The sequence below is a fragment of the Nocardia pseudovaccinii genome (assembly GCF_050942345.1).
In the GTDB taxonomy this organism is placed as follows: Bacteria; Actinomycetota; Actinomycetes; order Mycobacteriales; family Mycobacteriaceae; genus Nocardia; species Nocardia pseudovaccinii.
This window is the reverse complement of sequence record NZ_CP192074.1, coordinates 100,424-115,741: the sequence shown is the minus strand read 5'-3', so window position 1 is coordinate 115,741 and position 15,318 is coordinate 100,424. Positions and strand designations below refer to the sequence as shown.

The following is a 15,318-nucleotide window of genomic DNA, read 5'->3' as shown; positions in this document are numbered from 1 at the left end:
TGACGACCCGCCCCCGAGCACGTCAAGCGATTTTCCGGACGCACTCAGCCGAGCGGCAACCACCCGTTGGCGGTATGCAGGTCCCCATCGCCGAGTTCCCGATCATTGAGCCCGGGGCCGACCCGCCCCTGATGCTCGTTCAGATCGGTGATCAGTTCCGAGACCGGATGCGAATCGCTGTAGTGATAGCCCTGGGCCAGCGCGAAACCGAGTTCGGTCAGCACCGCGGCCTGGTATTCGGTCTCCACGCCCTCCGCGATCACCTGCAGGTCCAGCGCACTGCTCAGTGCGGCGATCACGCCGAGCAGTGGCGGCGCGGGCGAGTCCGAGCGGATCGCGGCGACGAAGGACTGGTCGACCTTGAGGATGTCGCTTGGCAGGGTGGCCAGGCGGCTCAGCGAGGAGTAGCCGGTGCCGAAGTCGTCGATCGCGATGCGGACGCCACGCTCGCGCAGGATGTGCAGGTTGCCGATGGCCGTTTGGGATTCGGCCGCCAGCTCGCTCTCGGTCACCTCGAGCACCAATTGGTCGGCGGGCCAGCCGGTGCTCGCCAGGATATTGGCGACGCGGTCCGCATAACCGGTCTCGGCCAGCTCCAGGCCGCTGACATTGACGTTCAGCGTCAGATCCAGTTGCGCGAAGGTCTCCTGCAGGCGAGCCGCGTCCGCGCAGGCCCGACGCAACACCAGCTCGTCCAGATCGGAGATGAGGTCGTATTCCTCGGCAACCCGGATCAGTCCCTCGGTGGTGACATCCGGCTGCGCACTCGACGACCAGCGCAGCAGCGCCTCGACACCGACCGCCTTACCGCCGCCCTCGGTCAGGCTGACAATCGGCTGATAGTGCACATCGAGCGCGCCACGGTCGATCGCCTCGCGCAACTCGACCGCCAGCGGCAACTGCCGCGACGACTCCAGCACCGTCCGGTTGCGCCCCGCCTGCTTGGCCCGGTACAGACCGACATCGGCCCGACTCACCAGCAGTGAACCCGACTCACCCGGCTGCCAGGAGGTGACACCGGCCGAACATCCGGTGGTCACCGATGCCCGCAACTGCTCGGTCAGCAGAATCGCGGCCTGCTCGGTGGTATTCGGCAACAGCAACGCGAAGGCGTCACCACCGTAGCGAGCCAGTCGCTGATCGGGCGCGAGCAATTTCGACCAGGTATCGGCGACCCGCTGCAGCACCGCATCGCCCGCGCGATGGCCGAGGTGGTCGTTGATCTTCTGGAAGCGGTCGAGGTCGACCAGCACCAGCGCCAACCCTTGACCGGTGCGGGTGGCGGTTTCGATCGCGCCGTTCAGCGCCCGGTCGAAACCGCGCCGGTTGAGCAGTCCGGTGAGCACATCGATATCGGCCTCGGACGCCATTCGGGTCAGGATGCCGACCACCACGCCGACTCCGAACGTCACACCGGCCGGAATCAACCCGGACCACCACGGCAATGTGGGATGGACCGGCCGCGTCGGCATCACCCACAGGCACATGGCCATAGCGAACGCTATGTGCGCGAATGCCTGCGGCCAAGCGAAGAACAATGCGGCATCACAGGCCACGAATACATAGAAGGAGGCGAGACTGATCGCGCCGACGGTATTCGGGAACGCGTACACCGCGATTGTCACCAATACCGTCGCAATCGCGACATAACCGTGGTGAATCCCATGCGGCAACCGCGGACCCCAGCCGAGCAGGCTGAGTCCGAGCAGCAGCGCCACCGCGGCGGCGGTACCCACCAGTGCTCGATTGCCTTCGCTGCCCGGGGCGATTCCCGTGATCAGCAGGCCGAGCGCGCCCCCCATGACGTAGAAGGCGCCGGTGGTCCGGGACATGACCATTGCCGTCGCCAACGCAGACGCGGCCCGCACCCGGGTTCGGGTATCGCCGCGAGACCCGATTCCTCGCACGGGGAATAGCCTAGACATAGAAATTACCGACAGTTGCCACATCCTGTGAATCCGGCATGGCGAACCCCTAGCTATTTACCTGTAGGCAATGTGGGACGGGCTAATTCGAGATGTTTATCGCGGTGGTGTCAGCACCTCGGTACCGACGAACGGTACCAGCGCGGCGGGCACCCGGACAGAACCGTCGGCCTGCTGATTGTTCTCCAGGATCGCCACAATCCAGCGGGTGGTCGCCAACGTCCCGTTCAAAGTGGCTGCGATCTGCGGCTTTCCGTTCTCGTCGCGATAGCGCACGGCGAGGCGGCGAGCCTGGAAGGTGGTGCAGTTCGAGGTCGAGGTGAGCTCGCGGTAGGTCTGCTGGGTGGGCACCCAAGCCTCGCAGTCGAATTTGCGCGCGGCCGAACTGCCCAGATCACCCGCAGCGACATCGATAATTCGATAAGGCACCTCGACGGCCGCGAGCATGTCCTGCTCCCAGGCGAGCAGACGTTTGTGCTCGGCGGCGGCCTCCTCGGGCGTGGTGAACACGAACATTTCGATCTTGTCGAATTGGTGCACCCGGATGATGCCGCGGGTGTCCTTGCCGTAGCTGCCCGCCTCGCGCCGGAAACACGACGACCAGCCCGCATAGCGCTTCGGGCCGGCGCTCAGGTCCAGGATCTCGTCCGAGTGGTAGCCCGCCAGCGGCACCTCCGAGGTGCCGACCAGGTACAGCTCGTCCTCCTCGAGGTGGTAGACCTCGGCGCTGTGCTGGCCGAGGAATCCGGTACCGGCCATGATCTCCGGGCGCACCAGCACCGGCGGAATCATCATGGTGAATCCGTTGGCCACCGCCTTCTGCGCGGCGAGTTGCAACAGACCCAGCTGCAGCAGCGCACCGTAACCGGTCATGAAGTAGAAGCGCGCGCCCGAAACCTTCGCGCCGCGTTCCATATCGAACAGACCGAGCGATTCGCCGAGCTCCACATGGTCCTTGGGCTCGAAGTCGAATTCCGTTGGCGTGCCGATGGTCTCGAGCACGATGTAATCGTCCTCGCCGCCCGCGGGGGCGCCTTCCTGGACCACGTTCGAGATGGCACGGTGCGCGGTGTCCATATCGGCGTCGGCGGCGTGCTGCGCGGCCTCGGCCTCCTTGACCTTCGCCGACATCTCCTGCGCCTGTTCCAGCAGGACGGACCGTTCCTCCGGCTTCGCCTTGCCGATCAGCTTGCCCATCGCCTTGTGCTCGGCGCGCAGGTTATCGGCGTTGGCCACCGCCGCACGGCGCGCCACGTCCGCCTCGAGCAGGGCGTCGACGAGGGCGGGGTCTTCGCCGCGGGCGCGCTGCGAGGCACGGACCGCGTCGGGGTTGTCCCGCAGGAATCGGAGGTCGATCATGGGTGACCAGCCTAATGGTCGCGATATTGCTGTTTCACGCCGATATCCCAGGATGCGGACCGTGCCGCGATGAACGCGCGCATAGTTGGCTTGTGGGCACAACTTTCGACGAAACCGCTATTGATAACGCAGTGGCCGATCTGGTCGCGGGTGAGAAAACGTGGGCACACACCCCGCTGCGGCGCCGCCGCGAACTTCTCGACGATATCCACGCCCGTACCGGGCGCTTCTCCCACGAATGGGTGCGGGCCGCGCGCACCATCAAGGGCCTGGATCCGGACTCGCCACTGGTCGGTGAGGAGTGGATGTCGGGTCCGATGACGCTGCTGCAGGCCACCGCCGCGCTGTCGGCCACGCTCTCGGCGTTGGAGGAAGGGCGCAGTCCGCTCGACGGGGTCACGTTGGCCGAGGCACCTGGCCAGCGGGTCGCGGTGCCGATCCTGCCGCTCGACTTCTACGACCGGTTGCTGCTCAGCGGCTTTCACGGCGAAGTGTGGCTGCGTCCCGGCGTCGACGCCGATACCGCCCGCCGACGCGCCGGACTCGCCCAGCTCGATCCCACCGCGACCGGCGGCGTCGGAGCGGTCCTCGGCGCGGGCAATATCACCTCCATTCCCCCACTGGACGTGCTGTACGAGCTCTACGCCCACAACCGGGTGGTGGCACTCAAGCTGAATCCGATCACCGACCCGTTGTTCACGGTGTACGAGATGGTCTTCGCGCCGCTGATCGAGCTCGGCGTACTGCGGATACTGACCGGAGGGGCGGAGGCGGGCGGGCACCTGGTGCACCACGGCGACGTCGCGCATGTGCACATGACCGGCAGTATGCGAACCCACGACGCGATCGTCTGGGGGCCGGACGGCAAGGCCGCGGGCCGGCCGCTGCTGGACAAGCCGATCACCAGCGAACTCGGCGGCGTCTCGCCGACCATCGTGGTGCCCGGCGAATGGGAGGATGCCGACCTGCGCTTCCAGGCCGAGCACGTCGCGACCCAGCGACTGCACAACGGCGGTTACAACTGCGTCGCCACCCAGGCGGTGGTGGTGAGTGCGGAGTGGCCGCAGAAGGACCGGTTCCTCGCCGAGCTTCGGGACGCGATCGAGCGCGCGCCACAGCGGCGGGCCTACTACCCGGGCAGCGACGATCGGGTCGCCGCCGCACTGGATTCCTATCCGGACGCCGAGCGGCTCGGGCCGGATCGCGAACGCGTGCTCGTAGAAGATCTGCCGACGACCGAAACGCCGCTGCTGCGCACCGAATACTTCTCGCCGGTGCTCGGCGTGGTCGAACTGCCGCATACCGGCGGTGAATTCCTGCAGCGCGCGGTCGATTTCGCGAACGACGAGGTGATCGGGACGCTCGGTGTCAACGTGATCGCGCACCCGAGCACCATCAAACGGCTCGGCATCGCCTTCGACCGGGCCGTCGAGCGGCTGCGCTACGGCGCCATCGCGGTGAACGCCTGGACCGCACTGGCCTTCCTGGCCCCGCGCGCGTCCTGGGGCGCATATCCCGGCCACACCCTGGACGACGTGCAGAGCGGAATCGGCGTGGTGCACAACGCCTTCCTGCTCGACGATGTGGAGCGCACGGTGGTGAGCGGACCGTTCCGGCCGTCGCCGCGGTCGCTGCTGCGCGGCGAACTGGCGCTGTCGCCGAAACCGCCGTGGTTCGTCGACAATGCGACCGCGGCCGCGACGGGACGCAAGCTGACCGAGTTCTACGCGACCGCCAATCCTGCGCGGTTGCCCGGTTTGTTCCTGTCCGCGTTCCGCGGATGACGCACCGCGCATAGGTACGACCGGGGCGCTTCGAATCGATTCGTCCAGGTCGTGGCACCAGCGATCAGACGCTGACATGATGGGTCGCGATGTCTGCTGATGATGTGACCATGGAGCCGCACGAATCCGAGCCGCCCTCGGGCGAGTCGTCGCGCGCGGAATCGTTCCCGCAGTCGGTGATCATCGACCGCGACGCCGTCGCCGACGGCAAGCTGCATCTGTCCGCGCCGAAGCTGCGTTGGGTATTGCTCGCCGCGGCGGCCGGCGCCGTCATCATCTCGCTGGTCGGTCTGTTCATCACCGGCTACGACAACGACAAGGGTCTGGAGGCACACAATCCGGGTTCACCCGGCCAGACCGCCTTGGACAAGGAGTTCGGCACCGCGGCCAGGGGCGATTGCCTCAGCTGGAGCAAACAGGACCGCGGTGATCTGGTGAAGGTCGCCTGCTCCAACAAGCATCTGTTCGAGGTCGCGGCCGATGTCGATATGGCCAAATATCCCGGCGTGGAATTCGGTCCCGGCTCACGCTTTCCGGATTCGCTGCGACTGACCGAACTCAAGGAAGAGCACTGCACCCCGGCCGTCGACCAGTACTTGAACGGCAAGTTCGATCCACGCGGCCGCTATGTCGTCGGCCTGATGTACCCGAGCCCGGACGGGTGGAAGCACGGCGATCGAATACTGCGTTGCGGACTCCAATTCTCCGGTAGCACCGGCACTCCGCTGCCGACCACCGGCGCCGCTACCGAGCACGATCAGTCGAAGGTCTTCGAGCCCGGGACCTGCCTGGGTATCAATCAGAACCTGCCCACCGATCCGGTGGACTGCGCGCAGGCGCATGCCGTCGAGATCGTGTCCACCGTCGACCTCGGCCAGCACTTTTCCGGCGGCCCGCCCGCCAAGGACGACCAGGACAAGTTCATGGAGGACGAGTGCGCCAGGGCGGCCAACGACTACCTCGGCTCACCCGACGCGGTGCGCAATAAGACGCTGACGCTGTTCTTCGACTACCTCGACGCGCGCAGCTGGCTGGCGGGCAGCCGCAAATTGGACTGCATGATCGGAAAGGGCACCGACCGTGAGGGTTTCGCACCGATCACCGGATCGGCGAAGGGCGAGATCCTGATCAACGGCCAGGCCCCGGTGCCGCCGCCGAATTCCGGACGCTCCACCCCCGCCCCGCTGCCCGGCGCCGCACCGCTCCCACCACAGCCGCAACCGCGCTGATGGCGGTGACCATGTCCGCGGACCGGTTCGAGGAGCTGGTCGGCGATGCGCTCGATCTCATTCCGCCGGAATTGGCCAGCGCCATCGACAATGTGGTCGTGCTGATCGAACCGCGCAATCCGGAGGATCCACATCTGCTCGGGCTGTATCACGGAATCGCGTTGACCGAACGCGACAGTCACTACGGCGGCTCACTGCCCGACACCGTAACCATCTATCGCGAGGCGATTCTCGACGTCTGCGGCGATGAGCGCGAGGTCGTCGAGGAGGTCGCGATCACTGTGATCCATGAGATTGCACACTATTTCGGCATTGACGAAGACCGGTTGCATGAGCTGGGATGGGGCTAGTCTTATCCAAGCTGCATCTTCGGGCTCGGCTGTACGAGCGCGAAACCAGCACGGATGACCGGAAGAAACTTGGGGATTCGATGGAACCGATCGCGTTGCTGTCGCGTCCTATCACTCGAAGGGGGAATTCTCGTGGTTCCGCCCCACAGCCACTAGAAGGAGTCGAGTCATGGTTGGACATGTACTGATCTCGCCCGAGGCCATTCTCGCCGCCGCGGCCGAACTCGATCTGGTCGCCGAGCGGCTTTCCGCGGCGTCCATGATCACCGCACCCGCGACACACGTGATTCCGTCCGGCGCCGAAGAGGTGTCGGTCGTATCCGCCAGCCACTTCAACCAGGGCGCGGTGACCCACGATCACTCCGTCGCCCAGGGCATTCTCGAACTGCACCATGCTGCCCAGACACTGCGCATGCAGCTGGCTCAGCACATCGCCGGCGACGTCGTGCGCGCCGCCGGAGTCAACGCTATTCAGGTCTAGTCCGCACGCCTATCCTCAACCACCATTCAGACATTCAGGGGAGTTAAAGCATGGTTGCAGGAGTCACCGGGGTCCTGTGGATCACCCGGCCATCCGAAGTCAACTCGGCCACCCTTCACGCGGGCGCACACGCGATCCCGATTTCGGCCGCCGCTACCGCGTGGGGCGCACTCACCGCCGCCTGGGTCGACGCGACGACCACCGTTGCCCGCGTCATGGCCGAGCTCGGCGTCGGCATGCAGGGCATCAACGGTATCGCCGCGCTCGGCAAGCTGACCGGGTTCCTCGGCTGGTCCGAGCAGCAGGGCGTGCAGGCCGCGGCGATGGGCGGTAAGGCGGCGGCGAACGTCATCGCTTACGGCGTTGCCGCGCTCGCGATGCCGAGCCCGCCCGAAATCGCGGCAGTCAATGCCGCGTTGGTCGCTTCGACGAACCCGGCTGGAGCCGTCACCGGCGCCTATGAGGCCGCCGAGATCGCCAGGAACGCCATGGATCTGCGCGCGGCGCTGGTAATGGAGACCTATGAGGCGGCGACCTCGGCGATGTTGGCCACACCCGCCGACTTCATGATGCCGCCGCCCATCGCTGCGGGCGCGGGTCAGGCCGAGCCGAGCGGAAACGCCGATGCCGCGTTCGGAGCGCCCACCGACCCGATCTCGACAGCGGTCGCCGCCGTGCAGGCGTTCGTATCCAACCCGGGTGTGGCCGGTGCCGCCACGCAGGCCGCGCAGGCAGTCGGTTCGGTGGTCAGCACCGGTGTTTCGACGGTCGGCAGTGTGGCGACCAATGCGGTCACCGCCGCAGCGAGCACACCGATGACCACCATGGCCCCGATGGCGATGGGTGGCGCGATGGCCGCGGCGGGCGGTGCGGCCGCGACCCGTGCGGTCTCGTTCTCCGGAGTCTCGGCCGGTGCGGGCGGCACCCAGCTCAAACTGCCGGAAGGCTGGGGTACGGGCAGCGTGATCGGCGGCAACACCGCGACAGCGGCACCCGAGACGGTCGCATCTGTCGAAGCCGCACCAGCCCGGTCGAGCAACAGCGGCGCGGGTAACCCACTGCTGGGGAACCAGGCTCATGGCGACGAGGACAACGAGTCCGAGCACGACAGCAAGGTCGACCTGCGGTCCGATCACTTCACCGACGGCCGCTTCGCCGCCGACGGGGTGATCGGCGCCAACACCGGGACGGTTGGGTGACCGTCCTCGGTACCAGCGGTGGGCCGTCCGCCCTCGAGGCGGTTGTGCTGTCGCCCGACGAGATCCAGTTTCTCCGCGAGAAACTGGATCTCGATGACCTTCCGGTTGTGCTGAACGCATACGGCCGATTCGACAGTGTGCCCGCACATCAAGCGGCAATGGCCAGCGCGGCCGAGTCGCTCGAACAACGGGATCTGCTGGTCGACAACATGGTTCAGCCCGACTTGGAGGACCGGCTGCGGGTGCTGAACCGGCCGCACTGGATTGTCACCATGCGGCTGATCGTCGACGGGTACGTGAGTCGTTTCTGTCTGGCGAAGAGCGACGACCTTTCCGTCGTCGCCCTTCGCGGGCAGGACTCGTATGTGATCGATGAAGTGGGAATCGACCTGGCCGGCACCGTGCTAGCGGCGCTCGGCACGGCCCCGCCACTCGAGCTCTACGGCATGAACGCACCGACCGAGGAGCTTGCCACGATCTTCGAGGACCTCGGCGATGCCACTGCCACCGCCGAACGACTGGCAAAGGTCGGCAATCCGGCGCAGGACGCGCAAACCCTCGCCTCGGCCGTGGTCGAAATCCATTCGCATGCGCAGATCAGCGCCGTGCTGTACGGAGATGGCACCCGCGACATCGTCGACAAGCACATCGCCGTATTCAACACCCGCAACGGGCGATTCATCTCGACGGCGAGCGTCGCCGACGACGGCACCAAGTGGTCGTCACTGGCCGGCGGTACGCCCGCCCGCCTGCGCGCCGCCGTGGAGGATCTGATCCATTCCTTGCCGGAGCGGGAAGAGTTTCCGAGAAGTCCGACGTTGGCCTGAGGGCTGAGCGGGGCATTGTGCCCCAAAGGGATTCAGCCCATAGGGTCGTCGGCGGTCGGGGCCACTTCGTAGGCGAAGGGTGGCGTGAAGCGGCCCCAGCGGATGCATTCCCAGCCGCCAACGGGGCGGGGGACGAGTTCGATGGTTTCGGTGTTGTCGAGGTGGTTGTTGGTGGTGAACGGCGGCGCCACACCACTGAGGTTCCGGGAGACCAAGCGCATGGCGGCACCGTGGCTGACCACCAGGATGTCGCCGTCGCTGCCATCGGTCAGGTATTTGGTGCGCAGGTCCTCGACGACCGGTAGGAAGCGGGCCAGGACGTCGTATCCGGATTCACCGCCGGGGACGCGTTCGGCGAGATCGCCTTCGTGCCAGGCGCGGTAGATCCGCTGGAAGTACGCGTGGGCCTCCTCGGTGTTCAGGCCTTCCATTTCGCCGACCTGAACTTCGTGGATGTCATCGAGCACCTCGACCGGCACGCCGGTTGCCGCCTCGATGTACCCGGCGGTCTGGCGGGCGCGCAGCGCGGCCGAGCAGAACAGCGCCTTCGGCGGCCTCAACAGACTCGAGCCGAATGTTTTCGCTTGGGCCGCACCACGTTCGGTGAGCGGTAGGCCGGGGATGCGGGTGTCCAGGATTTTGGCTACGTTGCCTTCGGTCTCGCCGTGGCGAACGAGGATCAGTCTGCCGGTCATAGGTCGGCCACCCCCTTACGCAATTGGGTCAGCCACTCGGCGGCCGGTTCATCCGAGGGCGGTGGGGTTCCGGTCGCCGAGGTCGCGGGCCAGGAACCGAGGAAACGGATCCGCGCGGTGCGGTGCAATGCCTTGAGTGCCTCGGCGACCGCGGTGTCGTCGATATGCCCGACGCAGTCGAGGTAGAAGCGATAGGTGCCCATACCTGTTCGCGTGGGGCGAGATTCGATTCTGGTGAGATCGATGCCGCGGGTGGCGAATTCGGCGAACGCGCGCATGAGCGACCCCGGTTTGTTGGGCAGCTCGAGCACGATCGAGGTGCGGTCCGCACCGGTTGCGGGCGGCGCGACTCGAGGACGGGTCACCAGCACGAAGCGGGTGATCGCCTGCTCGTGGTCGGCGACACCCGACGCCAGGGCCGTCAGGCCGAGGCGTTCTCCGGCCAGCGCGGTGGAGACTGCGGCGTCGGCACGACCGGCCGCGACATCCTCGGCGGCAGCCGCATTCGAGGCCGAGGTGTACATCTCGACATTCGGCAGCGTGCGCGATATCCACAGCCGCACCTGGGCGGCGGCGACCGGATAGGCGGCCAGGGCGCGAACATCCGCCAGCTCCGTCCCCGGCCTGGCCAGGATCGCAAAGCTCACCTCGAGCTCGGTTTCGGCGATGATCTGCAGCCGCAGACCGATGGCCAGTGAATCCAGGGTCGACGAAATGGAGCCCTCGACCGAACTCTCGATCGGCACGACGGCACCCTCGACATCACCGGACCGGATCAGGTCTAGCGCCGAACCTTGGCTGGGCGCGGCAATCCGCTCGACCGGTCCGTCGAAGGCTTGCGAGGACTCGAGCTTGGCGAGGGCCATCTCGGTAAAGGTTCCGGACGGCCCGAAGTACGCGATTCGCGGCACGGTTACGACATTACTTGCGTGCGCGGAGGATGCTCAGAGTTCCAGCTAGATCGTCGGGCGCATCGGATTCGATCGCCAGCAACACGCTGCGCGCGGCCTCGACCGCAGGCGGCTTCAGCGAGGTCAGAAAGGCGATATCGGGCCGAGCCAACGCCGCCCGAATATCCTCACCGCACAACGCCGCAACCGTTCCCGCGACAATAGCCAGCGCCCGCTGCCCATCGGACGTGCGGGCAATGAACCCGCCATCCGAGTGCGCGACCTCGACCAGGAAACCGGCGACCTCCGCATCGCTCACGTCCGCGTCGAGAACCCGAACGCCGGCCGCCCCGGTCCCCACCGCCCGCACCAGCCCCTCATCCAAACTCCGCCGCGCCGCCGACGGCGCCGCCAACGAAAGCAACACCGGCTGCCCCGCCACCCCATGCGCTGCCTGCACTCCATCCGCCATACGTCCACCGTAACCACGCGCACTCACCGCCCCACTCGCCTGGGCTCGCGGTGCCACCTGCCCGATCCCCGCCCGCTCATGGCGGTCAGCCACTCGATACGCATCCACCCGCTCACGGCGGACGGCCACTCGATACGCATCCACCCGCTCACGGCGGGTCGCCCGATGGCCCGCACTGACCTCCGTGCCACCCCCGCCCGCTACGCGTTCGACACGCGCAGCCTGCCTGCTCGCGAAGGATGGCGGCAAGGGTTGGGCCGGGCGCCGCCGGTGCTGCCGCAAGTCGGGGCTCACGGGCGGGGGATTGTCGGATTCGGGTGCGGGAACGGTTGCGGAAAGCGAGGGCGTGACTTAGCTTAGGGTAACCTAATTGCACCGCGTGACTCGTATGGAGGTCTGCATGCTGAAGCCGACTGTTGCACCGTCGACCGCTGAGCGGGTTCGGAGTGCGTGCGCCCATGCGGAGCAGGCGGTGCTGGCGATGCCGGGTATTGATCCGACGCCGATTTCGGTACATCACGTGCGGCAGTGCGGGGATGCGGTGATCGCGGTGCCGACCGCGTCCATGGCCGCGGTATTGGCCGGGAATTCGGGTGAGAGCGGTGCACCGGCGGTGCTGGAGCTGACCGATCATGCGCCGCTGCCGCTGCGGGAGCCGGTGCGGGCGCTGGTGTGGCTGCGCGGGTGGGTGCGGGCGGTGCCGACGCAGGCGCTGCGTGCGCTGGCCACCGAGGTCGCCAAGGATCATCCGCATCCCGACCTGCTCGATGTCGGCCACGGCGCGACCCTGTTGCGCGTGGTGATCAACTCCGCGGTGGTGGCCGACTCGACCGGTGCCGAATCCGTCTGCGTCGACGAACTCCGACTGGCGCAACCGGATCCGTTCTGCGCACTGGAATCCGCCTGGCTGCAGCATATGGATGCCGACCACGCCGACATCATCGCCCAACTCGCCCGCCACCTCCCGCCGCGCCTGCAGACCGGTGCGGTGCACCCACTGGCCATCGACCGCTACGGCGTGACCCTGCGCATCGAAGGCCACGACGGCGACCACGACTTCCGCCTCCCGTTCAACGCCCCCGCCGACGACATCGAATCCCTCGGCCGCGCCGTCCGCACCCTCGCAGGCTGCCCCTTCCTGAACGGCCTCCGCCGCATCTGACGCGCCCAGCGCCCGTCGGAGCGGCGCGGGCAATAGATTCGGACGCATGCGTGCTGAGACCGGTGCCGGGGACGAGCCCGAGCTGACCGATCGGGAGCGGCTGGGGATTCGGCTCGAGATCCTGGTCGTGCTGGTGGTGACGTTCGGGCTGAGTGGGTTGAACGCGGCGCTGTCGTTGCTCGAGAGCGCGCTGTCGCCGGGCGGGGTGGGCGGGCAGACCGTCGCGCTGAATCCGACAAGGGCGGCGCAATCGACCATCGACCTGCTCTTCCAACTGCTCAGTGCGTTGCGGCTGGCCGGGTGGGGTGCGCTGGGTCTGTATCTGTTGTGGCGCAGTGGAATAGGGCCGCGGATGATCGGATTGGCCAGGGTCCGTTGGCGTTCCGATGTGCTGCCGGGGCTGATCCTCGCGGCGGTCATCGGACTGCCCGGGCTCGGGCTCTACTTGGCCGCGCATGCACTGGGGTTCAGCGTGACGATCGTGCCGAGTTCGCTCGGTGACCACTGGTGGCGGTTGCCCGCACTCATCGTATCCGCCTGTGCGAATGCGGCGGCCGAGGAAATCCTGGTTGTGGCCTATCTCATCACCCGGCTGCGCAGGCTCGGCTGGTCGGAGAACCGGTCACTGCTCGCTTCGGCACTGCTGCGCGGGAGCTATCACCTGTATCAGGGCTTGGGCGGCGGGCTCGGCAATCTGGTCATGGGTGTGATCTTCGGCCGATTCTGGCAGCGCACCAACCGGCTGTGGCCGCTGGTGCTTGCGCACGCGACGATCGATGCGGTCGCCTATATCGGCTATACATTGCTACGCGGTCACGTTTCCTGGTTGCCGTAACACCCGCCGGTCCCCGCAACGAATTTATCGACGAGCGCTCACTGGAGCGCACCACCTTCCGGCCGCTCGTCAAGCCCCCCGACGGCCCTCGAACAGTAGAGTCTGTGTGATGAACGGCTACGACCCCCAGCGCTACGACCGGACGCGCCGGGAGCCGCAACCCTTCGGAAATCCCGGTGCGCCATCCATGCCGCCGCAGCGGCGCGACCCCCATCCGCCCGGTCGTCGAGGACCCGGTCCGGACCCGAGGCACATCGACCCCACCAAGGTCATCCGCCGCGACGGGTCGAATTACGCACCGCCATTGGCATATTCGCAGGTACCGCCCGAAACACGAATGCCGCCGCGCAATTCCCGGCCACCCCATGCGCCGGCGCAGCAGCCGCAGCCGTATCACGAACCCCAGCCTCGCGGCGTCCCCGGCTATGCGCCACCCCAGCAGCCGGTTCCCTACCAGGACCCGCAGCACCTGCGCCCGCGCCGCGAGGGCCCCCCGCCGCCGCCATCACTGCCACCGTCGCGCCGCGACCGCGAACCCCGCCCACCGCGCCGTCGCCGCAAACGGCACCTTTTCCGCTGGTTCCTCGTGCTGTTGGTGGTTCTGGTCCTCGCGATGGTCGGCGCCGTCATCAAGCTCGACGGTTCGCTCAGCCGGATCGATGCGCTCGCCAACTACTCCGACCGCGTCGGCGATACTCCGGGAACGAACTGGCTGCTCGTCGGCTCCGACGGCCGGGCCGGACTCACGGCCGATCAGGAACAGGAACTCGCCACCGGCGGTGAGGTCGGACCCGAGCGCACCGACACGATCATGCTGGTGCACATTCCGAAATCGGGTGCGACCACGCTGGTCAGCCTGCCACGCGACTCATATGTGAGCATTCCGGGCCACGGTAAGGACAAACTCAACGCCGCCTTCGCCTTCGGCGGCGCGCCGCTGCTGGTGCAGACCGTCGAAACCGCGACCGGCGTGCACATCGATCACTACGCGCAGATCGGATTCGGCGGCTTCGCCGGCATCGTCGATACCCTCGGCGGCATCGATGTCTGTGTGCCCAAGGCCATCGACGATCCGCTCGCAGGCATCAATCTGGCTGCAGGCTGCCAAACCCTGGACGGTCCGCAGGCATTGGGTTTCGTTCGCAGCCGGGCGACCGCCCTCGCGGATATCGACCGGATGAACAACCAGCGTCTTTTCATGGCCGCCCTGCTGAAGAAGGCGACCAGCGCGGGCACGCTGGCCAATCCGTTCACGCTGTGGCCGCTGGCCAGCGACACCGCGAAATCGTTGAAGGTCGATAAGGGCGATCACATCTGGAATCTCGGCCAGCTCGGCTGGGCGATGCGCGGCGATACCGTGGCGACCACCGTACCGATCGGCGGCTTCACCGATACCGATAGCGGAAATGTATTGCTGTGGGATAAGCAACGTGCGGGTCAATTCTTCGACGACCTCGCGAAGGACCAACCGATCCCGGACGATCTGCTGACGAGGTAGCGTCGGGCCTATGCCCGATACCGATGCCGACGAGCCGTTCCCGGACCTGCTGCGCGACCAGATCCGTCGTGGCTTCACCGCCTCACAGCAGTATCTGGCGGCGGCGGTCTACTTCGATTCGAATCGCCTGCCGCAGTTGGCGAGACACAGCTACGGCAAATCCGCCGAGCACCGCTCGCACGCCCTGCGCATGGTGCAGTACCTGCTGGACCGTAATCTACAAGTGCAGGTAGGCGGCCTCGACGACGTGCGATCCACGTTCGAATCACCGCGCGGCGCCGTCGTTTTCCTGCTGGAATCCGAGCGCGCCCGCAATGCGCAGATCACCGAATTGGCCAGGACCGCGCGGACCTCCGGCGACTACCTCGGCGAGCAATTCATCCAGTGGTTCCTCAAGGAGCAAGTGGAGGATGTCGCCGGGATGACCACCCTGCTGACCGTCATCGACCGTGCCGCGGGCGATCTGTTCGATGTCGAGGACTTCATCGCGCGCGAACTGCGTACCACGCCGCGCGCAGATATTTCCGCCCCGAGAATGGCCGGTGCGGCCAAGAATTAATTAGGCAATACTAGCCTCAATAAGGTTGCACTTGGATGACACGCGGCATGACC

Annotated in this window: 15 protein-coding genes; 10 read left to right on the top strand and 5 right to left on the bottom strand. The window is 66.7% G+C overall.

Features of this window, described 5'->3' with window-relative positions; genetic code table 11:
• Positions 1-44: 44 nt before the first annotated feature.
• On the bottom strand, positions 45-1,907 hold the full coding sequence (locus tag ACQPZ2_RS00545) for a putative bifunctional diguanylate cyclase/phosphodiesterase (RefSeq protein WP_433523794.1): 1,863 nt from the start codon (positions 1,905-1,907) through the stop codon (positions 45-47).
• 114 nt (positions 1,908-2,021) lie between these two features.
• Complete coding sequence (gene serS, locus ACQPZ2_RS00540) at positions 2,022-3,284, bottom strand: serine--tRNA ligase (RefSeq protein ID WP_433523793.1); 1,263 nt, start codon at positions 3,282-3,284, stop codon at positions 2,022-2,024.
• A gap of 92 nt (positions 3,285-3,376) precedes the next feature.
• Here serS and ACQPZ2_RS00535 point away from each other — a divergent pair, with 92 nt between their 5' ends.
• The 6 genes from ACQPZ2_RS00535 (at position 3,377) to ACQPZ2_RS00510 (ending at position 9,154) form a co-directional block, all read left to right on the top strand.
• The gene (locus tag ACQPZ2_RS00535; protein WP_433523792.1) at positions 3,377-5,068 is read left to right on the top strand and encodes an aldehyde dehydrogenase family protein; all 1,692 of its coding nucleotides are present in this window, start codon (positions 3,377-3,379) and stop codon (positions 5,066-5,068) included.
• 89 nt (positions 5,069-5,157) lie between these two features.
• Complete coding sequence (locus tag ACQPZ2_RS00530; protein WP_433523791.1) at positions 5,158-6,297, top strand: septum formation family protein; 1,140 nt, start codon at positions 5,158-5,160, stop codon at positions 6,295-6,297.
• Complete coding sequence (locus tag ACQPZ2_RS00525) at positions 6,297-6,647, top strand: metallopeptidase family protein (RefSeq protein ID WP_063044067.1); 351 nt, start codon at positions 6,297-6,299, stop codon at positions 6,645-6,647. Before ACQPZ2_RS00530 ends, ACQPZ2_RS00525 begins: the two co-directional genes overlap by 1 nt.
• A gap of 169 nt (positions 6,648-6,816) precedes the next feature.
• Positions 6,817-7,128: a PE family protein gene (locus ACQPZ2_RS00520; protein WP_433523790.1), complete on the top strand. Its 312-nt coding sequence runs from the start codon at positions 6,817-6,819 to the stop codon at positions 7,126-7,128.
• Between the two features lie 50 nt (positions 7,129-7,178).
• Positions 7,179-8,327 (top strand): PPE family protein, encoded by a 1,149-nt coding sequence (locus tag ACQPZ2_RS00515; protein ID WP_433523789.1) that lies wholly within the window; start codon positions 7,179-7,181, stop codon positions 8,325-8,327.
• Positions 8,324-9,154, top strand: coding sequence for an ESX secretion-associated protein EspG (locus tag ACQPZ2_RS00510; protein WP_433523788.1), 831 nt, complete (start codon positions 8,324-8,326; stop codon positions 9,152-9,154). The genes ACQPZ2_RS00515 and ACQPZ2_RS00510 overlap by 4 nt, the downstream gene beginning before the upstream one ends.
• A gap of 32 nt (positions 9,155-9,186) precedes the next feature.
• On the opposite strand, the gene ACQPZ2_RS00505 is transcribed toward ACQPZ2_RS00510, so the two are convergent.
• From ACQPZ2_RS00505 to ACQPZ2_RS00495, 3 genes are read right to left on the bottom strand one after another with little or no spacing between them, the layout of a single operon-like run.
• Positions 9,187-9,849 (bottom strand): histidine phosphatase family protein, encoded by a 663-nt coding sequence (locus ACQPZ2_RS00505; RefSeq protein WP_063044071.1) that lies wholly within the window; start codon positions 9,847-9,849, stop codon positions 9,187-9,189.
• A complete protein-coding gene (pheA, locus tag ACQPZ2_RS00500) occupies positions 9,846-10,760 on the bottom strand; it encodes a prephenate dehydratase (protein WP_433523787.1) in 915 nt (304 codons plus the stop codon). The genes ACQPZ2_RS00505 and pheA overlap by 4 nt, the downstream gene beginning before the upstream one ends.
• 10 nt (positions 10,761-10,770) lie before the next feature.
• Positions 10,771-11,211 (bottom strand): hypothetical protein, encoded by a 441-nt coding sequence (locus tag ACQPZ2_RS00495; RefSeq protein ID WP_433523786.1) that lies wholly within the window; start codon positions 11,209-11,211, stop codon positions 10,771-10,773.
• Positions 11,212-11,611: 400 nt separating this feature from the next.
• Here ACQPZ2_RS00495 and ACQPZ2_RS00490 point away from each other — a divergent pair, with 400 nt between their 5' ends.
• From ACQPZ2_RS00490 to ACQPZ2_RS00475, 4 genes are all read left to right on the top strand, one after another.
• A complete protein-coding gene (locus ACQPZ2_RS00490) occupies positions 11,612-12,373 on the top strand; it encodes a DUF2470 domain-containing protein (protein WP_433523785.1) in 762 nt (253 codons plus the stop codon).
• Positions 12,374-12,419: 46 nt separating this feature from the next.
• Complete coding sequence (locus tag ACQPZ2_RS00485; protein WP_433523784.1) at positions 12,420-13,208, top strand: CPBP family intramembrane glutamic endopeptidase; 789 nt, start codon at positions 12,420-12,422, stop codon at positions 13,206-13,208.
• Between the two features lie 109 nt (positions 13,209-13,317).
• Entirely contained in the window at positions 13,318-14,706 is a 1,389-nt protein-coding gene (locus tag ACQPZ2_RS00480; RefSeq protein WP_433523783.1) for an LCP family protein, read from the top strand.
• 10 nt (positions 14,707-14,716) lie between these two features.
• Entirely contained in the window at positions 14,717-15,265 is a 549-nt protein-coding gene (locus ACQPZ2_RS00475) for a ferritin (protein WP_433523782.1), read from the top strand.
• The last annotated feature ends 53 nt before the right edge of the window (positions 15,266-15,318 follow it).